The sequence below is a fragment of the Bradyrhizobium sp. C9 genome, assembly GCF_002532045.1.
In the GTDB taxonomy this organism is placed as follows: Bacteria; Pseudomonadota; Alphaproteobacteria; order Rhizobiales; family Xanthobacteraceae; genus Bradyrhizobium.
Genome location: NZ_NWTG01000002.1, coordinates 262,547 through 287,395, shown reverse-complemented (window position 1 = coordinate 287,395; position 24,849 = coordinate 262,547). Strand labels below are relative to the sequence as shown.

General features: G+C 64.7%; 25 protein-coding genes. 17 read left to right on the top strand and 8 right to left on the bottom strand.

The window, feature by feature from the left end:
- Positions 1-56 precede the first annotated feature (56 nt).
- The 6 genes from pcaH (at position 57) to CO675_RS06195 (ending at position 4,354) form a co-directional block, all read left to right on the top strand.
- The gene (pcaH, locus tag CO675_RS06220; protein ID WP_097671158.1) at positions 57-758 is read left to right on the top strand and encodes a protocatechuate 3,4-dioxygenase subunit beta; all 702 of its coding nucleotides are present in this window, start codon (positions 57-59) and stop codon (positions 756-758) included.
- Positions 759-1,355: a protocatechuate 3,4-dioxygenase subunit alpha gene (gene pcaG, locus CO675_RS06215; protein WP_097671157.1), complete on the top strand. Its 597-nt coding sequence runs from the start codon at positions 759-761 to the stop codon at positions 1,353-1,355.
- Positions 1,356-1,496: 141 nt separating this feature from the next.
- A complete protein-coding gene (locus tag CO675_RS06210; protein WP_097671156.1) occupies positions 1,497-1,820 on the top strand; it encodes an ArsR/SmtB family transcription factor in 324 nt (107 codons plus the stop codon).
- Between the two features lie 10 nt (positions 1,821-1,830).
- A complete protein-coding gene (locus tag CO675_RS06205) occupies positions 1,831-2,295 on the top strand; it encodes an SRPBCC domain-containing protein (RefSeq protein ID WP_097671155.1) in 465 nt (154 codons plus the stop codon).
- A gap of 21 nt (positions 2,296-2,316) precedes the next feature.
- Positions 2,317-3,168, top strand: a complete 852-nt coding sequence (locus tag CO675_RS06200) for a shikimate dehydrogenase (RefSeq protein WP_097671154.1) — start codon at positions 2,317-2,319, stop codon at positions 3,166-3,168.
- Positions 3,169-3,184: 16 nt separating this feature from the next.
- Positions 3,185-4,354: a Gfo/Idh/MocA family protein gene (locus tag CO675_RS06195; RefSeq protein WP_097671153.1), complete on the top strand. Its 1,170-nt coding sequence runs from the start codon at positions 3,185-3,187 to the stop codon at positions 4,352-4,354.
- A 206-nt stretch (positions 4,355-4,560) separates the two neighbouring features.
- Here CO675_RS06195 and CO675_RS06190 read toward each other — a convergent pair whose 3' ends face one another.
- From CO675_RS06190 to CO675_RS06175, 4 genes are all read right to left on the bottom strand, one after another.
- Positions 4,561-5,871, bottom strand: a complete 1,311-nt coding sequence (locus tag CO675_RS06190) for an ABC transporter substrate-binding protein (RefSeq protein WP_050404758.1) — start codon at positions 5,869-5,871, stop codon at positions 4,561-4,563.
- A 275-nt stretch (positions 5,872-6,146) separates the two neighbouring features.
- The gene (locus CO675_RS06185) at positions 6,147-7,703 is read right to left on the bottom strand and encodes an MDR family MFS transporter (RefSeq protein WP_097671152.1); all 1,557 of its coding nucleotides are present in this window, start codon (positions 7,701-7,703) and stop codon (positions 6,147-6,149) included.
- Between the two features lie 6 nt (positions 7,704-7,709).
- A complete protein-coding gene (locus CO675_RS06180; RefSeq protein WP_097671151.1) occupies positions 7,710-8,885 on the bottom strand; it encodes an HlyD family secretion protein in 1,176 nt (391 codons plus the stop codon).
- A complete protein-coding gene (locus tag CO675_RS06175; protein ID WP_097671150.1) occupies positions 8,878-9,357 on the bottom strand; it encodes a MarR family winged helix-turn-helix transcriptional regulator in 480 nt (159 codons plus the stop codon). The genes CO675_RS06180 and CO675_RS06175 overlap by 8 nt, the downstream gene beginning before the upstream one ends.
- Before the next feature lie 165 nt (positions 9,358-9,522).
- On the opposite strand from CO675_RS06175, the gene CO675_RS06170 reads away from it, so the two are divergent.
- Complete coding sequence (locus tag CO675_RS06170; RefSeq protein ID WP_097671149.1) at positions 9,523-10,011, top strand: Fur family transcriptional regulator; 489 nt, start codon at positions 9,523-9,525, stop codon at positions 10,009-10,011.
- A gap of 229 nt (positions 10,012-10,240) precedes the next feature.
- Positions 10,241-11,197, top strand: a complete 957-nt coding sequence (locus tag CO675_RS06165) for a DMT family transporter (protein WP_198964506.1) — start codon at positions 10,241-10,243, stop codon at positions 11,195-11,197.
- Between the two features lie 193 nt (positions 11,198-11,390).
- Here the strand turns inward: CO675_RS06165 and CO675_RS06160 are convergent, their stop codons facing one another.
- On the bottom strand, positions 11,391-12,266 hold the full coding sequence (locus tag CO675_RS06160; protein ID WP_097671148.1) for a sulfurtransferase: 876 nt from the start codon (positions 12,264-12,266) through the stop codon (positions 11,391-11,393).
- Between the two features lie 258 nt (positions 12,267-12,524).
- On the opposite strand from CO675_RS06160, the gene ispG reads away from it, so the two are divergent.
- The 7 genes from ispG (at position 12,525) to CO675_RS06125 (ending at position 19,655) form a co-directional block, all read left to right on the top strand.
- Complete coding sequence (ispG, locus tag CO675_RS06155; protein ID WP_097671147.1) at positions 12,525-13,814, top strand: flavodoxin-dependent (E)-4-hydroxy-3-methylbut-2-enyl-diphosphate synthase; 1,290 nt, start codon at positions 12,525-12,527, stop codon at positions 13,812-13,814.
- Positions 13,815-14,101: 287 nt separating this feature from the next.
- Positions 14,102-14,995, top strand: coding sequence for a TauD/TfdA dioxygenase family protein (locus CO675_RS06150; RefSeq protein ID WP_097671411.1), 894 nt, complete (start codon positions 14,102-14,104; stop codon positions 14,993-14,995).
- 134 nt (positions 14,996-15,129) lie between these two features.
- Entirely contained in the window at positions 15,130-15,729 is a 600-nt protein-coding gene (locus tag CO675_RS06145) for a hypothetical protein (protein WP_097671146.1), read from the top strand.
- Positions 15,730-15,834: 105 nt separating this feature from the next.
- Positions 15,835-16,875 (top strand): TAXI family TRAP transporter solute-binding subunit, encoded by a 1,041-nt coding sequence (locus tag CO675_RS06140; RefSeq protein ID WP_097671145.1) that lies wholly within the window; start codon positions 15,835-15,837, stop codon positions 16,873-16,875.
- Positions 16,872-17,495 (top strand): hypothetical protein, encoded by a 624-nt coding sequence (locus CO675_RS06135; protein ID WP_198964505.1) that lies wholly within the window; start codon positions 16,872-16,874, stop codon positions 17,493-17,495. Before CO675_RS06140 ends, CO675_RS06135 begins: the two co-directional genes overlap by 4 nt.
- A 38-nt stretch (positions 17,496-17,533) precedes the next feature.
- Positions 17,534-18,133, top strand: a complete 600-nt coding sequence (locus tag CO675_RS06130) for a DsrE family protein (RefSeq protein WP_097671144.1) — start codon at positions 17,534-17,536, stop codon at positions 18,131-18,133.
- A 181-nt stretch (positions 18,134-18,314) separates the two neighbouring features.
- Positions 18,315-19,655 (top strand): Rieske 2Fe-2S domain-containing protein, encoded by a 1,341-nt coding sequence (locus tag CO675_RS06125; protein ID WP_097671143.1) that lies wholly within the window; start codon positions 18,315-18,317, stop codon positions 19,653-19,655.
- Positions 19,656-19,708: 53 nt separating this feature from the next.
- Here the strand turns inward: CO675_RS06125 and CO675_RS06120 are convergent, their stop codons facing one another.
- Both CO675_RS06120 and CO675_RS06115 read right to left on the bottom strand, forming a co-directional pair.
- Positions 19,709-21,316: a Na+/H+ antiporter gene (locus CO675_RS06120; RefSeq protein WP_198964504.1), complete on the bottom strand. Its 1,608-nt coding sequence runs from the start codon at positions 21,314-21,316 to the stop codon at positions 19,709-19,711.
- 108 nt (positions 21,317-21,424) lie between these two features.
- Positions 21,425-21,799 (bottom strand): nuclear transport factor 2 family protein, encoded by a 375-nt coding sequence (locus CO675_RS06115; RefSeq protein WP_097671141.1) that lies wholly within the window; start codon positions 21,797-21,799, stop codon positions 21,425-21,427.
- 98 nt (positions 21,800-21,897) lie between these two features.
- Here CO675_RS06115 and CO675_RS06110 point away from each other — a divergent pair, with 98 nt between their 5' ends.
- The gene (locus CO675_RS06110) at positions 21,898-22,332 is read left to right on the top strand and encodes a GFA family protein (protein ID WP_245452650.1); all 435 of its coding nucleotides are present in this window, start codon (positions 21,898-21,900) and stop codon (positions 22,330-22,332) included.
- Between the two features lie 6 nt (positions 22,333-22,338).
- Here CO675_RS06110 and CO675_RS06105 read toward each other — a convergent pair whose 3' ends face one another.
- Positions 22,339-22,755 (bottom strand): hypothetical protein, encoded by a 417-nt coding sequence (locus CO675_RS06105; RefSeq protein ID WP_245452649.1) that lies wholly within the window; start codon positions 22,753-22,755, stop codon positions 22,339-22,341.
- 202 nt (positions 22,756-22,957) lie between these two features.
- Here CO675_RS06105 and CO675_RS06100 point away from each other — a divergent pair, with 202 nt between their 5' ends.
- Positions 22,958-24,847 (top strand): caspase family protein, encoded by a 1,890-nt coding sequence (locus tag CO675_RS06100; protein ID WP_097671139.1) that lies wholly within the window; start codon positions 22,958-22,960, stop codon positions 24,845-24,847.
- Positions 24,848-24,849: the final 2 nt, after the last annotated feature.

Here is a 24,849-nt window from a genome sequence, read left to right as displayed (position 1 = left end):
CGCTATAATGATCTGATGTGAGCCCACGGGGCGCGTGGGCCGCGGAGGAATTCGCCATGACCTTGTTGTACCCGCTGCAATCGCTTGCGGCCCATCCGGCGCGGCTGTCGCCGGACTATCGCTCCACCGTGAAGCGCTCGCCGCAAAAGCCGCTGATCCCGATGCGGCACACGCTCTCGGAACTGACCGGTCCGGTCTACGGTCATGAGACCGTGCGCGCGCACGACAATGATCTCACCATCCAGGCCAAGGGCGAGCCGCTCGGCGAGCGCATCATCGTGCACGGTCATGTGCGCGACGAGGATGGCCGCGGGGTCCCGAATACGCTGGTCGAGTTGTGGCAGGCCAATGCCTGCGGCCGCTACATCCACGTCGTCGACCAGCACCCCGCGCCGCTCGATCCGAATTTTACCGGCGCCGGCCGGACGCAGAGTGACGCGCAAGGCTACTACAAGTTCATCACCATCAAGCCCGGCGCGTATCCGTGGGGCAATCATCACAATGCGTGGCGGCCCGCGCATATCCACTTCTCGGTGTTCGGGCATTCCTTCATCTCGCGGCTGGTGACGCAGATGTATTTCCCCGGCGATCCGCTGTTCCCGTTCGATCCGATCTTCAATTCGGTGACGGATGAGAAGGCGCGGGCGCGGATGATCTCGTCGTTCGATCTCGAGAACACCAAGCCGGAATGGGCGCTTTGCTATCGCTTCGATATCGTGCTGCGCGGGCGCAGCGCCACGCCGATGGAGACCAAGTAAGTGTCACGTCCTGATGGAATCACGCCCTCGCAGACCGTCGGCCCCTATTTCAAATACGGCCTGACGCCGAACGGCGAGTATGAGTGGAACGATGCTTTCACCAACAACTTGCTGACGCCTGACGCCTCGGGCGAGCGCATCCGTGTCGAGGGTACCGTCTATGACGGCGACGGCGCCGTGATCCCGGATTGCATGCTGGAGATCTGGCAGGCCGACAGCCAGGGCCGCTTCTCCGATCCGCAGGATGCGCGCGCGCTGCCGAATTCCTCGTTCAAGGGCTTCGGTCGCTGCGGCACCGACAAGAGCGGCTTCTATGCGTTCGACACCATCAAGCCCGGCGTGGTGCCTGATGCCGACGGCAAGCCGCAGGCGCCGCACATCGTGCTCGCGGTGTTCGCACGCGGCATGCTGCTGCATCTCTACACAAGGATCTATTTCGACGACGAAGCCGGCAACGCCGGCGATGCCGTGCTCGCGCTGGTGCCGGCCGATCGCCGCCCGACCTTGATCGCGAAGCGCAAGGCCGGTGCGGGCAATACCTACACGTTCGACGTCCATCTGCAGGGCGACGACGAGACCGTGTTCTTCGACGTCTAGCCGCTGACCGCGCCCGGCGGCGCGCCAATCCTGCACTGGGACGACCAAATCCGCTGCGCGCCATCGCCGCAGCGGATTTTGCTTGACTATGCGTGATCGGTTATATAGCAAGTCGGTTATATAACAGATACGGGATCAAGGATGCCCAACCTCGACGCCGCCTTTTCCGCACTCGCCGACCCGACCCGCCGGGCGATCCTGGCGCGTCTCGCTTTGGGTGAGGCGACTGTCATGGAGCTGGTCGAGCCGTTCGAGATGACCCAGCCCGCGATCTCCCGCCATCTCAAGGTGCTCGAGGGCGCGGGTCTGATCGTTCGCCGCGTTGAAGGCACCAAGCGGCCGTGCCGGCTGGCGCCGACGGCGGTCGCCGAGATCGATCAATGGCTCGGCATGCTGCGGCGGGCGCTTGAAACCAATTACGACCGGCTGGACGGAGTGCTGGCCGCCATGAAGCCTGAGACGTGAAGGGTATCCCATGAGCAAGTTGACGCTGAAGACCGAAGGCGACCGCTACATCGTTGTCACCAGGCGCTTTGCCGCGCCGCCGGAAGCGGTGTATCGCGCGCATACAGAGCCGGAGATCTTGCAGAAGTGGCTGCTCGGTCCGGAAGGTTGGACCATGCCGGTCTGCATCAGCGACCTCAGGCCCGGCGGCAAGATTCGCTACGAATGGACCGACGGCAAGGGCGGCGGCTTTCATTTGACCGGCGAATATGTCGCGCTCGAACCGTACAGCCGCATCGTGCATGTCGAGCGCATGCACCTGCCGGATCCGACCCCGGATAATCACGTCGAGACGCGGTTTGCGCCCGACGGCAGCGGCACCGTGATGACGATGCGGATGACCTTGCCGGATGCCGAGACGCGCGCGGCGATGCTCGCGACCGGCATGGAGCACGGCATGGAAGACAGCTATGCTCGGCTCGACCGCATGAGCTGAGCACGACTGACGTGAGGGACAATGCGCGACCGTTTCCTGGCCGGTCTGATCGGGTACCCGATCGCGCATTCGGCGGCGCCTGCAATGCACGAGCAGGCCGCCGCCGCGCTCGGCGTTCACTGTCACTACCAACTCATCGAGGTCGATGGCGCCGGTCGCGATGAGCTGCGCGCCATGCTCGAGGGCGTCAGGCGGCTCGGCTTCGCCGGCGTCAACGTCACTTTTCCCTACAAGGAGGCGGTGGTCGATCTGCTCGATGACCTCACGCCGGATGCCCGCGCGATCGGCGCGGTCAACACCATTGTCGCCAGTGGCACCCGTCTCGTCGGGCACAACACCGATGCATCGGGCTTTGCGCGTGCGATCGCGCCGTTGCTCGCCAGCGCGCCGCGCGGCCCGATCGCATTGATCGGTGCCGGCGGTGTCGGCAAGGCGATCGCCTTCGCGCTGGCCGGTATCGGTGTCGCCGGGATCAGGATCTTCGATGCCGATGCCGCCAAGGCCGCGCGGCTCGCGGCCCAGTTGGCGGATCGCCATGCGGTCCATGCCGGCAGCGTCGCGATCGCGGTGGACGGCGCCACAGGTCTCGTCAATGCAACGCCGGTCGGCATGCTGCCGAGCCGTGACACGCCGGTGCCGGACGCGCTGCTGCACCCGGCGATGTGGGTCGCCGACGCCGTCTACACGCCACTCTGGACGCCGCTCCTGACAGCAGCAAAAGCCAAAGGCGCAAGCGTCCTGACCGGACGAGAGCTTGCGATCAACGCCTCGGCCGATGCATTCAAGCTGTTCACGGGATTAACCCCGCCGCATGCCGCGATGGCAAATGCGTTCGACGCCGTGATGGCTGCACGCTACGCTGCGCTCGGCTGAACGGCGGGAGCATTGAATGACAAAAATAAGGATCGGTCTGGCCGGCTGCGGCTTCGTATCGGAACTGCATATGGTCGCCTACCGGCGCGTCTATGGCGTCGATGTCGAGGTGAGGGCGGTGGCGGCGCGCGGCGATCATGTGGTCGAGTTCGCGCGCAAGCACGGAATCCCGAACGCCTATCGCAGCTTTGCCGAACTGGTCGCCGACCGCGAGCTTGACGTCATCGACGTCTGCACGCCGCCCAACCTGCATGCCGCGATGATCGTCGAGGCGATGCAGGCCGGCAAGCATGTGATCTGCGAGAAGCCGTTCAGCGGCTATTTCGGCCGCGACGGCGACAAGGCGCCGATCGGCCGGCACGTCCCGAAGGCGCTGATGTACCAGCGCGTGATGGAGGAGATGGAAGCGACCCGCGCCGCGATCGAGCGCAGCGGAAAACTCTTCATGTATGCCGAGGACTGGATCTACGCGCCCGCGGTGACCAAGACCGCGGAGATCATCCGCGCGACGGGCGACAAGATCCTGTTCATGAAGGGCGAGGAGAGTCATTCCGGCTCGCATGCCGCGCACGCCGCAGCGTGGGCGATGACCGGCGGCGGATCGCTGATCCGGATGGGCTGCCATCCGCTGTCGGCGGTGCTCTATCTCAAGCAGGTCGAGGCCCGCGCCCGCGGCGAGACCATCAACGTCGCAAGCGTCACCTGCGATGTCGGGAATGTGACGGCTTCGCTCAAGCCCGAGGAGCGCGCCTACATCAAGGCCAATCCGGTCGATGTCGAGGATTGGGGTACGCTGACCGCGACCTTCTCCGACGGCACCAAGGCGACGGTGTTTTCCGGCGACATGATCATGGGCGGCGTCCGCAATCTGATCGAGACCTATACGTCGGGCGGCTCATTGTTCGCCAACATCACGCCCAACACGCATCTCGTGAGCTACCAGACATCAGAAGAAAGGCTCGCCTCCGTCTACTTCACCGAGAAGGTCGATCGCAAAACCGGCTGGCAGTATGTCTGTCTCGAGGAGGAATGGACCCGCGGCTATCTGCAGGAGATCCAGGACTTCATGGAATGTGTGGCGACGGGGCGCCAGCCGCTCGCCGACCTCGCGCTGGCGTATGAGACGACGAAGGTGAACTACGCCGGCTATTGGGCGGCGGACGAGGGCAGGCGGGTGGTGCTTTAGCCGTGTGCCTCTTCCCTTCTCCCCTTGTGGGAGAAGGTGGCGCGCGCAGCGCGCCGGATGAGGGGTTGTCGCCGCGATCTCAGTCGCGAGAGATCATGTGCGGAGAGAACCCCTCACCCGGCTTCGATGCGTCGCATCGAAGCCACCCTCTCCCACAAGGGGAGAGGGTGCACCGCCGCTGCGGTCCCGATCATCTCGGCGCCACCCTACGCCCCGTACACCGATCCCTTCGGCAGCGGGAACACCGGATCCTGCGTCCTGATATTGGTCGGCCACACCACGGTGATGCGCTCGCCGGCGTTCTGCATCACGACAGGTGTCGAGCGCTCGTTCTGGCCCGACATTGGCGTGCCCGGCGGATAGAACTTCACGCCGTAGCCCTGGATAGTGCCGCCCGGCGGGATGTCGACGTCGAGCGCCGCCTTGCGGATCGCCTCGGGATCGAAGCCGCCGTATTTCTCCTTGGCGACCGGCAGCACATTGTTGAGCAGCACCCAGGTCTGGTTGAAGCCCATCGAGCAGTGCGGCGGCACTTCGGTGGCGCTGGTCTTCTCGCGATAGCGCGCCACCATCACCTTGGTGAGATCGCCGACCCCCGGCGCGAGCTTGGCGGGATCGAGCAGTTGCGCGGGGACGGGATCGATGTTGCAGAAATTGTCGATGTCGGCGCCGAACGTCGTGCGCAGCTTGTCGAGCTGGCTGTAGCCGGCGCCGGCGCCGAACAGCATCTTGAACTTCAGCCCGCTCTCGCGCGCCTGGCGCAGGAACAGCGTGATGTCGGGGTTGTAGCCGGCATGCGAGATGATGTCGGCCTTGGCGCGCTTCAATTTGGTCACCAGCACCGAGAGATCGGGCGCGGAGGCCGAATAGCCTTCCTTGAGCACGACCTGCAGCCCGGCTTCCTTGGCGAACATTTCGTCGGCCGCGGCAACGCCGACGCCGTAAGGACCGTCCTCATGGATCAGCGCAACCTTGACGTCCTTCGGCTCCATGCCGAGCCTGGCCTTGGCGTGCTCGCCGAGGAAGCCGCCGAAGGCCTGGCCGTACTGGTCGGAATGGATCTGGGCGCGGAACACGTATTGCAGGTTCTTGTCCTTGAACACGGCGGTCGAGACCGCGGTCGTGATCCAGAGGATCCGCTTCTGCTGCTCGACCTTGGCGGCGAGCGGCACCGCGTGCGAGCTCGCGAATACGCCGTTGAGGATGTCGACCTTCTCCTGATCGATCAGCCGATTGGCCTCGTTGATCGCGACATCGGGCTTGCTCTGGGAATCGACATTGACCGGCGCAATCTTGTACTTGCCGCCGACGCCGCCCTTCTCGTTGACGAGATCGATCGCGATCTGCGTGCCGATCGAGGAGGCGACCGAGCCGCCGGCGGCAAACGGGCCGGTCAGGTCGTAGATCACACCGATCCGGACCGTCTCGGCCTGCGCCTGCGCGCGCGTCCAATCGAAGCTGAAAGCAGCGGCGGCAGCCGCTGAAGTCTTCAGCAGCGTCCTGCGTGAAGTCGGCATCGCGTCCTCCCCTGAAGCCGTCATTTGCGACGGGTATTTGTTTTTGCGAAGTATTGGGAGGAGGCCCCGGAAAGTCAACGCGATTGCGGTGACAGTGTCTTGCGCTTTCGGAGGGGGCGCTTGGCTTCCTACGTCGTCCCGGCGCAGGCCGGGACCCATTACCTCAAATGTAAATTGTTGCGCGACGCTGGGGCCGCAACTCCTCTTACAACACGACCCTGTGGTTATGGGTCCCGGCCTGCGCCGGGACGACGATGGTGGTGGTCGCGAAAAACCTACTCCATCACCGCGGCATGATCCGACGGCGCCGACTGTGCGCGCAGCGTGGCCTTGGTCGAGCCGATCATCAGCGCGAGCGGGATCGACACCAGGATGAACAGCATCACCAGCTGGTAGTCGTGCGAGAACGCGATGATCTGCGATTGCGCCGCCACCATCTTGTCGGCCAGCGCGCGGCCGGCATCGGTGTTGAGGTTGATCATGCCCGCGACGTCGGGCATCTGCAGCGCGTGGTTGAACGGATTGATCTGCTCCGACATCTTTGCGTAGATCCGCCGCCCGCCCTCGGTGAGCTGCGCGATCACGATCGAGATGCCGACCGAGCTTGCGACGTTGCGGAACAGCGTCAGCATCGAGGTGCCGTCGGTACGTAGCTGGTTGGGCAGCGTCAGGAACGCCACCGTCGACAGCGGCACGAAGACGAGGCCGAAGCCAAAACCCTGGATCACGCTGACGACGATGATCTCGCGCGCCTGCGTCATGTCGGTCCAGCCGGTCATCTGGAACAGCGACGCCGCAGTCAGCCCCAGGCCGGAGATGATCAGCGTGCGCGCCTCGATGTAGCGCATCAGGCGGCCGACCAGCATCATCGCGACGAAAGTGCCGGCGCCGCGGGTCGCCAGCAACAGGCCGGCGGTGATGATCGGATAGCCGACCACGTTCTGCAGATACGGCGAGGACAGCGCCATGGTCGAATACAGCACGAGGCCCATTACCGTCATGAACACGACGCCGCCGAGGAAATTGCGGTCCTTGAAGATCGCGAACTGGATGAACGGTTTGTCGGTGGTCAGCGAATGGGCGAAGAAGAAGTAAGCGCCGACCGCCGCCACGATGAACTCGATCATGATCTCGTTGGATTCCAGCCAGCCGAGCTGCTCGCCGCGGTCCAGCGCGAGCTGCAACGCGCCGATCGCGATCGCGAGCGCGCCGAAGCCGAACCAGTCGAAGCGCAGCGCGCGGTCCTGCCTGGTCTCGTCCATGAAGACGATCAGGCCGAGCACCGTGAACAAGCCGAACGGCAGGTTGACGAAGAACACCCAGTGCCAGGAATAGGTCTCGGTCAGCCAGGCACCGAGCGAGGGGCCCATGATCGGACCCATCATCACGCCCATGCCCCAGATCGACATCGCCTTGGCGCGCTCATGCAGTGCGTAGGAATCCAGCATCACCGCCTGCGACAGCGGCACCAGCGCCGCGCCGAACACACCCTGCAACAGGCGGAACAGCACCATCTGGTTGATGTCCTGCGCGAGGCCGCAGAACACCGAGGCAATGGTGAAGCCGGCCGAGCAGATGATGAAGATGCGCTTGCGGCCGAAGCGGTTGGCGATCCAGCCCACCGGCGCGGTCATGATCGCGGCCGCGACGATGTAGGAGGTCAGCACCCAGTTGATCTGGTCCTGCGAGGCCGACAGCGAGCCCTGCATGTAGGGCAGCGCGACGTTGGCGATCGTGGTGTCGAGCGCCTGCATGATCGTCGCGGTCATCGCGCAGATCGTCACCATGTTCCGGCGCAAGCCGGGCACGGCGGATGGTGACGGTGCATTCATCGCGTCTTAGTCCTGGTGGTCCGGATGGGCAGAGGCTGAGCCCAGCCCGAGCAGGCCGGCCAGCGTGCGGCGGTGGTTGGTGTCGATCGTCGCGTAGACACTCATGCCGGCCTTCAGCTTCTTCACGAACGGATCGTTCTCGTCGAAGTAGATCCGCACCGGCACCCGCTGCACCACCTTGACGAAGTTGCCGGTGGCGTTCTGCGGCGGCAGGATCGCGAACTGCGCGCCGGTGCCGGGCGACAGCGAGCCGATCTTGCCCTTGAATTCGTGGTTCGGGAACGCGTCGACGTCGAGCGTCACCGGCTGGCCGACCGCGACATAGGTGAAGTCGCTTTCCTTCGGATTGGCATCGACCCAGGGATGGTCGACGTCGATCACCGAGAACACCGGCGCGCCCGCGGCGACGAAGCGGCCGAGCTGGATCTGGTCGACCTGCGTCGCCACGCCGTCCATCGGCGCGCGCAGCACGGTGTGATCGAGATTGCGCTGGGCGTCGTCGAGCTTGGCCTTGGCCTGCGCATAGGGCGGGAAGCGCTCGATCGGCAAATCGACATCGCCGAGCAGCTGCGTCTTGGCGTTGGAGATCTGCTGCCTGATGTATTGCGCCAGACTCTCGGCGGTGACCTGCGCATTGGCCGCGTTGTCGAGGTCGAGCTGCGAGCCGAAATTCTGCTTGGCGAGCGTCGATTTGCGATCGACGTCCTTCTTCTTCAGTTCGATGCTCTGCTGGGCGAATTCGAGCATCCTGGTGTTGATCTTGATGTTGTCGACCAGGTTATCATAGGTGGTCCTGGTCTGGTCGAGCGCCGCCTTGGCCTGGTCGACTGCGAGGCGGAACGGCACAGGGTCGATCTCGAACAGCTCGTCGCCCTTCCTGACGTGCTGGCCTTCCTTGACGACGATCTTGTCGATCTTGCCGGAGATCTCCGGCGTGATCAGCACCTTCTGCGCGCCGACATAGGCGTCGTCGGTGCCGACATAGCGGCCGCCATTGAGATAGAACACGCCGCCGACGATGACAGCCACGATCGGCAGCACGACGAGCAGCAGCACGCGGCGATAGCGGCGCAAGCCTGCCATCAAGCGACGGCGCGGCGCGCGGCTGGCCTTGCCTGCCGGCGTCGGCTCACCGGGATTGCTCTTCTGCTCAGGCGCCAGCTTGAGTACGGGTTCAGCCATAGCGTTGTTCCTTTCGGGAGGGCTCGCCGGCTGGGCTTTGGATGGCATTGCGAACGTTTTCCTTGATCGATTCCAATTGAGTGAGCAGGCGATGCGCGTCGGCAGGGCTGATGCCCTCGAGCGCCGTCGCGGTGAGTTCGGAGCGCAGGCCGGCCAGCTTCCCGAGCAGCGGGCGCGCGGCCTTCTTCAGATAGAGGCGGTTGACGCGACGGTCGTTCTCGTCGCTGCGGCGCTCGATCCAGCCATTGTCGCAGAGCTTGTCGATCAGCCGCGTCAGCGTGATCGGCTGCATCTCGAGCAGCTCGGCGAGCTCGGTCTGCTTCATGCCTTCCTGGCGTTCCACCTTCGACAGCACCGCCCATTGCGCGCGGGTGATGCCGTAGCGCGCAGCCTCCTTGTCGGCATAGACGCGGATCAGCCGGAACAACTCGCCAAGCGTAAACAAGAAGTCCGTATCCACGGAACCGCGCATAGACCCATCTCCATAAGCTTGAGATATAATAAGCTTGCTTATGAATTCTGCATAAGGTGTTAACGTGGAGCTGCCCCGCATGGCGCACATGGCTGCAAGGCGGTCGGGGACGGGGCCCGGGGCCGGGCTATGGGAACCGGCGCAGAAATGCTACATATCGGGGTAATGAGCCTCACCAAGCCGACATTTCCTGCCCCCGACCACGATCACGGCCGTTGCGCCGCGGATGCGATGGCGCATGCCGAACAGGTCTGCGCGCGCCGCGGCCAGAAATTCACTCCGATCCGGCGTCAGGTGCTGCAGGCGCTGCTGTCGAGCCATCGGCCGCTCGGTGCCTATGAGGTGATCGACGAACTGGCCAAGACGATGCCGCGCCCGGCACCGATTACCGTGTATCGCGCGCTCGATTTCCTGATGGAGAACGGCCTCGTCCACCGCATCGAGAGCCGCAACGCTTTCCTTGCCTGCGCGCACGATCATGACGAGACCTCGATGGTGGCGTTTTTGATCTGCGACCATTGCGGCTCGGTCGGCGAAATCCCCGCCGCCCCGGTCGCGCAGAGCCTGACCGCCGCGGCGCGGGCCTCGGGCTTCATCCCAAAGCTCTCCGTGGTCGAGATCGCCGGCACCTGTGCGCATTGCCAGAAGACGTGATGCGCGATGGTTCTGACTCATCGGCGTAGCTTTCCAGTCACCTCGCCCCGCTTGCGGGGAGAGGTCGAAATTCGCGTGAGCGAATTTCGGGTGAGGGGGAGCCCCCGCAAGTTCGTCTATTCGAGTTTGCAAAGACGGCCCCTCACCCCAGCCCTCTCCCCGCAAGAGCGGGGCGAGGGAGCCTAACGCGCCAACAACAACACGGCAGCAAGCCGGCCCGCGAGGAAACATGTCGACCCAAGCGATCTCCGCCAGCGTCACGAGGCCCGTCAGCGTCGGCCATGGGCTGCCGCCCGGCGCTATCGCGTTGATGCTGATGCTGTGCGTGAGCTGGGGCTTCAACCAGCTCGCGGTGAAGCTCGCGCTGCCCGATGTGCCGCCGATGCTGCAGGCGCTGATCCGCTCCTCGGGCGCGCTGCCGGTCATGCTGATCGTCGGCCGGCTGCGCGGGGTCAAATTCTTCGAACGCGACGGCACGCTGCTGCCCGGTGTGATCGCCGGGCTGATGTTCGGCTGCGAGTTCGTGCTCATCTTCACCGGCCTCACCTTCACCTCGGCCTCGCGCGCCTCGGTGTTCCTCTACACCGCGCCGTTCTTCGTCGCGCTCGGTTCGCACCAGTTCCTCGGTGAGCGTCTGTCGACCGTGCAGTGGAGCGGGCTGGCGCTGAGCTTTGCCGGCGTTGCGCTCGCGATCGGCGTGCCGCAGCCCAACGTCGACGCCAAGGTGCTGCTCGGCGACCTCATGGTGGTCGGCGGCGGCGCGCTGTGGGCGGCGACCACGCTGGTCGCCAAGGGCACGCAGCTGCGCAAGGCCGCGCCGGAAAAGGCGCTCGGCTATCAGGTCGCGATCTCGATTCCGATCCTCGCGTTGGCGGCCTGGATCGCCGGCGAGCGCATCGAGCACGTGCCGAGCGCGCTGTCGATCTCGCTGCTCGCCTATCAGGCGGTCTGGGTGGTGGGCTGCACTTTTGTCATCTGGTTTGCGATGGTGAAGACTTATTCGGCCAGCAAGCTGTCGGCCTTCACCTTCGTCACGCCGCTGTTCGGCGTGGTCGCGGCTTATTTCGTCATGCACGACACGCTGACCGCAGTGTTCGGCGTCGCCGCGCTGCTGGTGATCGCCGGCCTTTATCTCGTCAACAAGCCCGACCCGAAGGTGACGCCGGATCCGAATGTGCCGGCGTGATGTTTTGAGATCGCGGATGTGTGGCGCATCAGCGCGGCCACATACTCATTGTCGTCCGGCGAAGGCCGGACCCATGACCACAAAAGCTTATTGTTGGGCGTCGCTGGAATGACGAGTCCCATTCACTCCAACTGCTGTGGCGTATGGGGCCAGGCCTCCGCCGGGACGACGGTGGAGGGTTTTGAACTCCTCACTACCCCACTTCGATCGGCAGCTCTGCATCCTTCGCCCATTCGCCCATCGAGCCGTCATAGAGCGTGAGGTTGTCGTAGCCGAGCCGATGCAGCTGGAACAGGTCGATGGTCGCGGAGATGCCGCCGCCGCAATAGGCGACGACGCGCTTGTCCTTGCTGATGCCTTGCGCGGCGAAAGTCGCTTCGGCCTCCGGAAGCGGCACGAACGTCTTGGCCTTGGGATCGATCAGGGTTGCCGCCGGCACGCTGACGCTGCCGGGGATGCGGCCGGGCCGGCCGTAACGGCTCGGCTCCAGTCCCTTGTAGAATTGCGGGCCGAGCGCATTGACGATCACGGTGTCGCCCTCGGTGGTCGCGGCGAGCACGTCGTGCTTGCCGACGAACATGCCGTCCTTCGGCCGCGCCGAGAACGTCGCTTGCGGATAGCCGCCGGCAAGCCCGGTCTCGATGTCGCGTCCCTCGGCGGTCCATTTGTCGATGCCGCCGTCGAGCACCGCGGCGCCGTCGAAGCCGAGCGAATGCAGCATCCACCAGAACCGCGTCGCCCACATCGCGCTGCCGATCGAATAGAGCACCACGCGGCTGTTCGCCGAGATGCCGTGGCGGCCGAACGCGGCCTCGAGCTGGGCCGTCGGCGGCATCATGAAGCGCAGCTCGGTGCGGGGATCGGAGAATTCGGCCTGCAAATCGAGGAAATTCGCGCCCGGGATGTGACCGGCCTCAAACGTCTGACGGCCCGAGACGACGACATAGGGAATGTTGCTGCCGGCCGGGGCCGGCTCCAGATAGGTCGTGCAGTCGAACAGGCGGAGATCCGGCCGGGTCAGGATGTCGGCGAGTTCCGCCGTGGTGATCAGCTCGCTATGGCCGGCCATGTCGCGCCTCCCGGTGTGCGTTTAACGGGATGCTAAGATGCTCCGGATCACATGAAAAGCTGTCACTTTGCCCTTTGATTCACCCCAATTCGGCCCAATATAGCTGTCCATGCACGACGCTGCTGCATGGCTTGCGTTTGGCCTCAATCGGCGTCATAAGCTATTGAATTCACTCCGAAACATCACCGTTTGGCCCGTCTTGCGCGAGGCCCATCGTCCCCTTGGTGAATGTCACCAAAACCTGATATTCGAGACGCCATGAACAAGCCCGAGATTTTGCCGCAAGACGACATCGCCGGCCCCGCGCCGCGGCACCGAACCACGCAGGTCATGGTCGGCAACGTTGCCGTCGGCGGCGGTGCGCCGATCGTCGTGCAGTCGATGACCAACACCGACACCGCCGATATCGACGGCACCATCGCCCAGGTCGCCGCGCTGTCCCGCGCCGGCTCCGAGATGGTGCGCATCACCGTCGACCGCGAGGAAGCTGCTGCCGCCGTGCCGCATATCCGTGACGGCCTGCGCAAGCGCGGCATCACCACGCCATTGATCGGCGACTTCCACTATATCGGCCACAAGCTGCTCGCCGAATATCCTGATTGCGCCGAGGCGCTCGACAAGTACCGCATCAATCCCGGCAATGTCGGCTTCAAGAACAAGCGCGACACCCAATTCGCCGACATCATCGAGATCGCGAACAAGAACGGCAAGCCGGTGCGCATCGGCGCCAATTGGGGCTCGCTCGACCAGGAGCTGCTCACCAAGCTGATGGACGAGAACACGGCATCGGCCAATCCGCGCGATGCCCGCGCGGTGACCCGCGAGGCGATGGTGCAGTCGGCATTGCTGTCGGCGGCCCGCGCCCAAGAGCTCGGCATGCCCAAGAACAAGATCATCCTGTCGGCCAAGGTCTCGGCCGTGCAGGACCTGATCGCGGTCTATCAGGAAGTCGTGCGCCGCTCGGACTATGCGATCCACCTCGGCCTCACCGAGGCCGGCATGGGCTCGAAGGGCATCGTGGCCTCCTCGGCCGCGCTCGGCATCCTGCTGCAGCAGGGCATCGGCGACACCATCCGCATCTCGCTGACGCCGGAGCCCGGCGGCGACCGCACGCTGGAAGTGCAGGTCGCGCAGGAACTGCTGCAGACCATGGGCTTCCGCACCTTCGTGCCGCTGGTTGCCGCCTGCCCGGGCTGCGGCCGCACCACCTCGACCACGTTCCAGGAGCTGGCGCGCTCGATCCAGGATTTCATTCGCGACGAGATGCCGGCCTGGAAGACCAGGTATCCGGGCGTCGAAGAGCTCAACGTCGCGGTGATGGGCTGCATCGTCAACGGCCCCGGCGAATCCAAGCACGCTAACATCGGCATCTCGCTGCCCGGCACCGGCGAGGCGCCGGCTGCGCCTGTGTTCGTCGACGGCAAGAAGTTCCGCACCCTGCGTGGTCCGGGCATCGCCGCCGACTTCAAGGCGCTGGTGATCGACTATATCGACCAGCGTTACGGCAACGGCGCCAAGCTGCCGGAGACGGCAGGCGCCGCGGAGTAGTTCTGCTCCGCGCTTAACTCACATTCAACCGTCGTCCCGGCGAAGGCCGGGACCGATAACCACGAGACGTGGTTATTGCACGAGATGTGAGTTACCAGCCTTCGCAAAACACAACCCTGTGGTTATGGGTCCCGGATCTGTGCTCCGCTTCGCGGAGCCTGTCATCGGGCGGTGCTCCGCGCCGACCCGTTGGCTTGTCCGGAACGACGGATATGCTTGCGGTGCAGATTGCGCTTCGCTCCATCCGGGCTACGATGCTCCCAATCAAGAACCATCGGGAGAACGCCATGAGCTCGCTGTCCGGCAAGCAGGGTCCGCGCTACCGCCACCTCGCCGACCAATCCGAGCCCTATGAGACCATCGGCGTCGAGAAGCTGACGCCGATCATCGGCGCGGAAATCTCCGGCGTCGATATCGGCAAGCTGGTTGGCGACGACGCGCGCTCCAACCGCCAGATGAACGAGATCCATCGCGCGCTTGCCGAAAATCTCGTCATCTTCTTCCGCGACCAGCACATCAGTCCCGACCAGCATCTAGCCTTCGGCCGCAAGTTCGGCGAGCTGCACGTGCATCCGGCCGCGCCCAATGAGGGCGATCCAGCGCTGATGAAGATCTATGCCGACAAGGACAGCCCCCGCGCTAATGGCGAGGGCTGGCACACTGACGTGTCCTGCGATCTCGAGCCGCCGATGGGCTCGATCCTCTACATCAAGCAGTGCCCACCGCGTGGCGGCGACACCCTGTTCGCCAACATGTATGCGGCCTATGAGGCGCTGTCGGATCGCATGAAGGCCTATCTCGACGGGCTGACCGCGCTGCATGACGGCGAGCAGACCTATCGTGGCCTGTACGCCAATTACGGCGTCGCCGACAAACGCGAATATCCCCGGGCCGAACATCCCATCGTCCGCACCCATCCGGTGACGGGGAAAAGGTCGCTCTACGTCAATCGCGGCTTCACCCGCTTCATCGTCGGCATCCCGCGTGACGAGAGCGACGCCATACTGGCTTATCTCTACCAGCATGCGGAGAACCCGCTGTTCCAGTGCCGCTTCCGCTGGTCCGAGAACGCGATTGCGTTCTGGGACAATCGCTGCGCCCAGCATCGCGCAATGTGGGATTACTGGCCGCACACCCGCTCCGGCACCCGCGTCACCGTGAAAGGCGAGCGGCCGGTGTGAGGCCAGCGCTGGCCGTCGCGCCGGCCACGGCTGAGCTCGATGCTTCAGTCTGTCCAAAGCGGTGCGGTTAACGGGGGTAATCCTTGCGGGTCATAGTATCCGTGAGCCGGTGAGTCCTATGATGCCGCATCATAATGGGCGATATCACCATGCGGCGGGTGATACTGGACGCGCGCGGACATGAGAGCATCGTCATTTGCGTTGACGGGAACTCAGCTTGTGAACGTGCCGGCTCGCGCGTCAGATCGGATCAAGCGCCACTCGCTCCGAGGATGATGCGGCGGGCGGCTCCGCTATCGTTCGCGGCTGTTGCGCTGATGTGTCGCTCGGGTGCGCCGGGTTCCGGCGGCGGCGCGCAGGCGCAGTCCAACGGCATCGCTGGCAATTCCCTGCACCTTGCACAAGCAAAGACGAACCTCGCGGGTGACACGGGTCCAGCCGCGGAACAACCGCAGAGCGCGGAGGCGCTCGCCCGCGAACTCGCGACGGCGCGGAAAGATATCGAATTGCTGCAGGGCTTACTGACCAAGGAACGCGAAAATTCGGTTCATGTCGAAAATGCTCTGCAGAGCGAAGCCGAAAAACTGAAGAAATCACTGAAGGGCATGCCGCAAGGGGACGTGGCGGACTTGCGGAGATCGGTGCCAAAGGAGCGTGACGACCCTCTCGCACTGGGGAACGTTTGGAACGTGCGGCGATGCGACCAAGGCGCGCGATCTCGATGCGAAGGCTGAGGCCGTTGAATCAAGGGGCAAAGGCGCGATTCGAGGCGCTGCGCTGATCGAACGATCCTTGCAGCAAGGACGCGCCGACGTGAAGTCGTGCAAAGGAGCTGACCGATGAAAAGGTCTACCGGATTGCGCCTGGCGTTCCTGCTTGCGACCCTGGTGTCGTTGCTATCAGTGCCGCAACCGCCCGCGGCGGATGCGCGGCCGCAACATGGTCAACCTCACAAGGCGCGCCTGATCCGGGCCGAGCCGTCTCAGCCGAGGCCCGAGGCTCTGGCCATGAATGCCTGGGTCGTGGGCCTCGCGGGCGGCCTGCTCGAGGGCGCGCCGATCCGCCTGGCCGCGGAGATCGCCCGGGTGACCGATGACGGCGACAATCTGCACGTTCTGCCGGTGGTGACGCGAGGGGCCGTCGAGAATCTGAACTCGCTGCTGTATCTGCGCGGGATCGACGCTGCGATCATCAATTCCGACGCACTCGAGGAATACAAGAGCCAGGTGCCTGACATCCAGCGACGGATCGCCTACGTCCTGAACCTGTTTCCATCCGAACTGCATATCTTCGTTCGGCCGGAGATTCAGAGTCTGAGCGACCTCGCCGGCAAGAAGGTGAACTTCAACAACCAGGGTACGGCCGCTGCCTATTCAGGTCCGCTGATCTTCAGCCGTCTCGGCATCGAGGTCGAGAAGACCTTCATTCCGCATCAGGTCGCGCTCGAGCAGATGCGGAAAGGCGAAATGGCGGCCGTCGTCTTCATTACCTCGAAGCCGGTCGATGCCTTTGTGAAAGGCCGGTTTGAATCGGGCTTCAAGTTCCTGCCGGTCCCGTATGACAGCAAGTTCGAGGACTATTATCTGCCGGCGACTCTCGATGCCGCCGATTACCCAAATCTGATCAAGTCGGGTGATCGCGTCGCCACGATCGCCGTGCCGACCGCTCTCGTCGCCTTCAATTGGCCGGCCAGCACCAATCGCTTCGAGCGTGTTGCACGTTTCGTCGATCATCTGTTCTCGCGTATCGACAGGCTGCAGGGACCTGGCTTCGACCCGAAGTGGAAGTCGATCAACCTCGGCGCAACGGTGCCCGGTCTCACGCGCTTTCCTGCCGCGCAGGCCTGGCTCGATCGCCAGTCGACACGGGCATCGCAATGACCAGGCTCGCCGTCCCGCTGCTTACCGCAGCCGCCGCCGTCAACGGCGTTGCCCTTGCGCAAGGGATGGAAGACCCCATGGCACAGCTGCGCGCCTGTTCCCAGCTGCAACGTGAAGCGCGTCTGGAGTGCCTCGATAAGCTGTCGCACGCCACTGCGCCGACCCGTCGCGACGCGTCGAGGGCCGGCAATTGGACGATCAGCGAGACGACGTCGCCGGTCGATTATTCACCGATCGCCACGGCGACGACATTCGATTCGGTCGAATCGTCGATGAAGCTGTCGATCCGGTGTCGCGGCGGGCGGACCGAATTGTCCTTCGCGGGGCCCGCTATCTCGGGCCGGGGCGACGGCTATGCGATCTCCTATCGCATCAACGACGGTAAGCCGGCGCAGGTCGCGGCAGCCGTGCCGTCGTTTGGTTCCGGCGTCGCCGTCGCAGGCGATGCCGTTCGCTTGTTGCAATCGTTTCCCGACAACGCGGTCCTTGCTGTCCACCTCTCACCCGGTGCCGGGGCTGCTCATGACGCAACATTCTCGCTCGCAGGGCTGGACGCGATGCGCGCGAGGATGGCCGCGATCTGCAAATGGCCGCTCGCTGTCGCAAGGCCCGGCAATTGAGAAGTGTGTTCGGCGGTTTTTCGAGATGGAGATGCTTGATGTGCAATTTTGAATCTGCTGCGAAGCTCATTGCGATGGGTGCCATCGCTGTGCTGGCCGCCACGTCCCTGGCGGAGGCCGAGCAAGGTGGGAAATACTGGGTGCCGACCGCGCAGTCCGCGACTGCGCTGGCGAGCGACGCCCGGAAATCTGAAGCGCCGCGAGCCGTCGCCGAAACGCGCAAGCGCTCTGCAAATGCCCGCATGCACGATCAGGCGGCGCCGAAAGGGAAGGAGCATCATCTGATCCTGCAGGTGAACAGCAATGACCCTGCCGCCATGAACCTCACGCTCAACAACGCAACGAACGTGGCCGAGTACTACAAGGGCCTTGGCGAAAAGGTGAAGATCGAGGTGGTCACGTTCGGCCCGGGCCTGCACATGCTCCGCGAGGATACCTCGCCGGTGAAGGCGCGCATCGAGGAGATGGCCCTCAGTTCGCCCGAGGTGTCGTTCAAGGCCTGCGGCAACACCCAGGAGAAGATGCAGAAGGCCGAGAACAAGTCGATCCCGATCATCAAGCAGGCAGAAGTCGTGAAGTCGGGCGTCGTGCGCGTGATGGAACTGCAGGAGAAGGGATGGGCCTACGTGAAGCCGTAAGCTGGGAGGCCGGCCTGTCTTGAATTGCCTTCAGCGGGTGCGGACCGGCTGCTGCGGAAAATGGGCGTAAATCCATCAGCGCGCGGGGCAGGGTTGCCGGCCGCGCAGCCAATCGCATTGACGCCGCGCATCCGCTACGCCAAGCTCCGGGAAAATCAAGAACAACTCCCGGGGAAATGCCATGCTCCGCGCCGAAGACAACAAATTCCTCACCGAATCCGGTGCCGGAACGGGAATGGGTGAATTGCTGCGCCGGTTCTGGATTCCGGTGCTGCTGTCGGAAGAACTGCCGGAGCCGGACAGCGACCCGAAGAAGATCGTGGTCATGGGCGAGGAATTGCTGGCCTTCCGCGACTCGCGGGGCGTGGTCGGCGTCATCGATCAATATTGCCCGCATCGCGGCGCCAATCTCTGGCTCGGCCGCAACGAGGAGTGCGGCATCCGCTGCGTCTATCACGGCTGGAAGTTCGACACCGACGGCCGCTGCGTCGACATGCCGACCTCCTATCCGGACCTCAACGCCAAGGACCTGATCCGCATCAAGTCCTACCCGGTGCGCGAATGGGGCGAGATGATCTGGGCCTATATGGGCCCCGCCGATCAGATGCCCGAATTGCCGGCGCTGGAGATGGCGCTGTTGCCGGCCTCGCACCGCTTCGTCACCAAGAAGTGGCAGGACTGCAATTGGGTGCAGGCGGTGGAAGGTTCGATCGACACCGCGCATTTCACCTTCGCGCATCTCTCCTTCGAGAAGGAGGAGAACGAGATCCTCGACATCAAGAAGCATTTCGTCAACCCGCTGACCCGGGTCGCGACGGACCACATGCGCTGGATCGCCGAGGACCCGCGGCCCGTCATCAAGATCAATCCGCACGAGGCCGGGCTGACGGTCGCGGGCGGACGGCTCACCGGCAGCGACAACATCTACTGGCGCATCGCCCAGTTCCTGATGCCGTTCCACAGCTACGCGCCGAGCTCGATGCCGGGCGAGAACATGTTCGGCCAGACCTTCGTGCCGGTGACCGATACCAATTGCTGGATCTACACCTATGCGTGGAATCCCGACCGGCCGCTGACCGACGCCGAACGCGACGGCTATGCCAATGGCAACGGCGTGATGGCGGTGGTCGACGAGAATTACGTGCCGCTGCGCAACAAGGCGAACGACTATCTGATCGATCGCAAATTGCAGCGGACCAAGAGCTACACCGGGATCAAGGGCGTCTCCGAGCAGGACGCCGCGGTGCAGGACAGCCAGGGCCCGATCGCAGACCGTACCCGCGAGCATCTCGGCCCGACCGATCTCGGCATCATGCATTTCCGCAAGCTGGTGCTGGAGGCGGCCCGCGCGCTGCAAAAGGGCGAGGCGCCGCCGCACGCGGCGCACCAGGATCGCTACACCGTGCGCTCCGGCGCCTGCGTCACCAGCAAGACCAAGGATCTCACCGCCGTGATGATCGAACGGTTCGGCGATCCCGCGGGCTTCGTCGGCGGTCCCGGGCAGAACGCTGCGGCGGAATGACCTCGTGTAGTCGTCCCGGCCTTCGCCGGGACGACGTGGGGAGGGATACCGCGCTACAACGGTATCCTGCGATACTCCCGGTTGGAGAGGCTGGCCTCCTCCAGGTCCAGGTCGCGTTCGATGCGCCGCCTGGTCTCGTCGGTGATCTTGCCGTCGCGCAGCAGCATATGGATGAACTTGCGCTCGGACGAGATCAGCTCCCGCGTCAGCGCGGTGCCGGCGGCGGAGACGTCGTGCTTGTCGGGATCGAGCGTATCAGGCAGCTGGTTGATGCGGATCTCATGGCGCGAGCGCAACAGCTTGATCACCTCGTCGGAGAGTTCGCGATCGTCGGTGATGGCGTCGAGCGATTTCAGCGCGGCGTTCAGCGCCTCGCGCCGCGCCTCGATTTCCTGTTCGTGCTCGGCGATATGCTCGCTGCGCCCGTCCTTGGCGAGGCCGAGCAGGCGCACTACCGGCGGCAATCCGAGGCCGAGCCCGACCAGGGTCACGAAGATCACGCCGAAGGCGACGAACAGGATCAGGTCGCGATACGGGAAGGCCTCGCCGCCGGGCAATGTCAGTGGCAGCGCAAGTGCGGCGGCGAGCGAGACCGCGCCGCGCACACCGGTGAAGGCGACCACGAACACCGCCCGCCACGACGGCAGCGGATCGCGCTCGCGCACGCGGGCGCTGATCAAGCGCGGTAGATAGGTGCCGGGAAACACCCAGAGGAAGCGCGCAACGATCACGATGACGGCGACCAGCGCGGTGGCGGTCAGGATGTCGTACAGCGGAAACGCCTTCGACTTCTCGTACAGCGAGCGCATCTGGAAGCCGGTCAGGAGGAACAGCAGGCCCTCGATCAGATAGATGATCAGGTCCCAGAAGAAGATGCCCTGCAGGCGCGTCGCGGCCGAGATCAGCAGCGGTCCGTTCCAGCTCATATAGAGGCCGCAGGCGACGGTTGCGATCACGCCGCTGCCGCCGAAATGCTCGGGGATCCAGTAGGCGAGATAGGGCGTGATCAGCGACAGCGTGATCTCGACCTGCGGATCCCTGGCGCGGCGGCGGGCGCGCAGGCTGAGCCAGCCGACCGCCGTGCCGAACGCGATCTCGCCGGCAACGATGACGAAGAACGTGCCGGTCGCCTTCGGCAGCGAGAACAGCCCGGTGGTGATGGCGGCGAGTGCGAAGCGGTAGAGGATCAGCGCGGTGGCGTCATTGGCGAGCCCTTCGCCCTCGAGCACCACAAGGATGCGGCGGGGCATGCCGAGCTTGCGCGCGATCGCGAGCGGCGCGACCACGTCGGGCGGTGCGACGATCGCCCCTAGCAGGAAGCCGATGCTCCAGGGCAGCCCGATCAGATAGTGGGTCGCGGCCGCGACCATGAAGGCGGTGAAGATCACGCAGCCGACCGACAGCAGGATGATCGGCCGCAGATTGGCCTTGAACTCGCGCCAGCTCATCGCGACGCTCGCCGAATAGATCAGCGGCGGCAGCACCACCAGAAGCACGAGCTCGGGCGGCAGTTCCAGCGACGGCATGCCCGGCACGAAGGCGAGCACGATGCCGACCAGCAGCAGCAGGATCGCCGGCGCGATGTCGGTCCGTCGCGCAACCAGGGCGGTTCCCGCCAGCACGCCGAGCAAGGTGAGAAAGATCTGAAACTTGGCTTCCATAATGGGCTCAATTCGCCCGGAAACCAGCGCCAGTCAATGCGGTCCGGCCGGAGCCGGACCGCTGGGGCGTGTCATAAAGCCGTCGCAGGGGTGCGGTGGGGCGCCTGGTCAGTCCCGCTGATCGTAGCGGTAGGACTTCGAGACGATCTGCCAGCCGTCGGCCAGTCTCATTGCGACCAGGTAGTCGGTGAAATAGCGCGGCGGCAGCTGGCAACGCACCTTGATGAAGGCGGTGTTGTCGTCGGAGCGGTCGATGGTGACGATGAAGTCCTCGCGCGGCTTGCCTTCGGCCTTCGCCGACGGCCGCTTGCGCACCAAGGCGAGCCAGTCCGGCACGCTGAGGACCTTCAGCTCGCCCTTGTCCACCCAGCGCAGGTCGGCACTGGGATGAAAGGCGGTCGCGAGCTTGTCGGCATTGCTCTCGTAGAGGCCGTCGAAATAGGTTTGCACAACGCTTTCGACGCTGGATCGTTCTTGACTCACTGGTTAGTCCTCCCGGCAGGATTTGACTGCTAGGATTTAGCCATGAACGGCCGGATTGCGCCATGGCCGGCGATAAAATTCCGCGTGAGGAGCGAGTTGTGACCGCATCTGCAAATTCGAATGAAACTATCCTGACCGGCGAGTGCTTCTGCCGCGATGTACGCTACGAGGTGGCCGACGCGTTCGGCTATGCGCTGAATTGTCACTGTTCGAACTGCCGGCGCACCACAGGCTCGGCGTTCAAGCCGTTCGCAGGCATCGTGCGCGAGAAGTTTACTGTCACCCGCGGCGCCGAGGGTCTTTTGATCTATGGCGATGAGCTCACCCACGACGCGCATTGCGGCCGCTGCGGGTCGCTGCTGTATTCGCGCGTCCGCGATGGCGCCTATGTCCATGTCACGATGGGCACGCTGCGCGATGCGCCGACGATCCGGCCGACCGCGCATATCTTCGTCGGCTCCAAGGCTCCGTGGTACGAGATACTGGACGACCTGCCGCAATATCAGGAGCACGTCACGCAAGGCGGGGAATAAATCCGCTCAAGGCAAGTTCTTGCCCTGGGTTGGGTCCGCTTGCACCACCGGTGTCTCGGACGGTCCCAGCGCGAACGCGAGCACGACGTTGTCGGCGCGCTGCTTGAATTCCTTGCCGACTGCGGTGCGCGCTGCGTCGGCAAGTTCCTGCAATGGCTTGTCCTGGAGCAGGTTCGGGAAGGTGACAGTCACCGACGTGAGCCGGCCATTGTGCCAGTTGAAGCTGACCGCCGGTTTGACCCCGACCATCGCAAAGAGGTCGTTCTCGACGGCTTTGGCGTGCTTGAAGCCGTCGAACACGGCGTCGACCAGGCCGCAGCCCGCGGCGCAGCCGGCCAGCAGTGCGAGGGCGAGGAGGTTTCTGGCCTTGTTGCGGACCTTGCCGGCTCCGGCGGTTGGAACCGCCGCGCTTGTGCCCTGCATCATGTCCTCCGTGGTTCTGTTCTTGTTGGCTTGATCGTGCACGAAATCTCGCGACCCGCCAAATCCGAACCACCGGTCCGTTTCGTCGACTAACAGTCAGGATGGCATGGTCCACGCCGTCGCCGATCGTGAGGCGCCTCACAAAGCGCCCCGCTTGCTTCTGGTAAACGGACCTGCGTGCTAAAACGGCCAGAGTGTCGCCATGAACGGGTCTGGGTTCTTGAGCTTGAATCGGTTGCTGCTCGCCGTCGCGGCGTTGCTGATGATCGCCTGCCAGCCGGCCTTCGCCGAGAAGCGCGTGGCGCTGGTGCTTGGCAATTCGGCCTATCGGAACACTGCGCCGCTGGCCAACCCGGTCAACGATGCCTCGGTGATGGCCGCGACGTTGAAGACTGCCGGCTTCGACGTGGTCGACTTCCGCAAGGACCTCCCGGCCGTCGAGACCCGCCGCGCGCTGCGCGAATTCGCCGACCTCGCTCGCGAGGCTGACATCGCGCTGGTCTACTACGCCGGCCACGGCATCGAGGTCGACGGCGCCAATTATCTGATCCCGGTCGACGCCCGCCTGGAGCGCGATACCGACGTCTATGACGAGGCGTTTTCGCTCGACCGCATCCTGGTCGCGATCGAGCCGGCGCGGAAGCTGCGGCTGGTGATCCTCGACGCCTGCCGCGACAATCCGTTCGCCAAGACCATGAAGCGGACGCTGGCGACCCGGGCGATCGGGCAGGGGCTCGCCAAGGTCGAGCCGACCAGCCCGAACGTGCTGATCGCCTATTCGGCGAAGGCCGGCTCCACAGCGGCTGATGGCGACGGCAAGAACAGCCCGTTCACGATCGCGCTGTCGAAGTTTCTGCCGACCCCCGGTCTCGATGTGCGCCGCGCCTTCGGCTATGTCCGAGATGAGGTGCTGAAGACCACCAACAACCGCCAGGAGCCGTTCGTCTATGGCTCGCTCGGCGGCGAGGACGTGCCGCTGGTGCCGGCGCCGGCCAAACCGGCGCCCGCCGCCGCCGCTGCCGCGCCTACAGCGCCGGCACCGACGCCGCAGTCGGAGGCCCGGCGCGATTACGAGCTGGCGCTGCAGATCGGCAACAAGAGCGCGATGAACGCCTTCCTCGCCCAATATCCGAGCGGCTACTACGCCAACCTCGCCAGGTTGCAGCTGGAGAAGTTCAGCGCCGAGGACGCGCGCGTGGCTGCCACCGAGAAGGCGCATCTGGCCGAGCAGGAGCGCGCCCGGCTCGCCGCCGAAGGCGCGCAAAAGACGCAGCAGGCCAAGGCCGAGGCGGATGCGAAGGCTGCTGAAGCCGCGCGTCTTGCCGCGGAACGGGCCAAGCAGGTCGCACAGGAGCAGGCCGCGGCCGCCGAGCAGAAGCGGCAGGCGGATGCGGCGCTGGCCGATCGTGCCGCGACGAACACGGCGGCGACCGGTCAAGCGGCAACGCAGGCTGCGGCCGCACCGCCGGCTGCTCCCGAAAAGACCACGACCGTGGCCGCATTGGCCACCGGCTCACCCGAGGTGGATGTGGTCAAGTCGGTGCAGACCGAGTTGCGCCGCGTCGGATGCCTGACCGGAACCGTCGATGGCGACTGGAACGCAGCCTCGCAGCGCTCGCTGACGCTGTTCAACCGCTATGCCGGCACCAAGCTCGACATCAAGACCGCGAGCGTCGACACCCTCGATGCCGTCAAGCTGAAGCAGTCCCGCGTCTGCCCGCTGGTCTGCGAGCATGGCTACAAGGCTGACGGCGATCGCTGCAGCAGGATCGTGTGCGCCGAGGGCTCGTTCCTCAACGACGACAATGAATGCGAGAAGCGGCGAGAGCGGAAGCCGGTCGCCAAGCGCGACAGCGACGAGCGTCCGTCGCGCCGTGACCGCGAACGCGCCTTCCGACCGCAGCGCGAGCCACAGGTCCCGTCCGCAGAGATTCCGCGCCCGCAGGGCCGTGCAAGGGCGGAAGGCGGCGGCAGCGGTCAGATCATGTGCGATGCCTATCTGTGCCGCCCGGTCAGGCGCGGCTGCCATCTCGAGTACCGCGGCGGCGGCGGCCCCGGCGGCAACGTCGGCAATGTCGAGGTCTGCAACTAGCG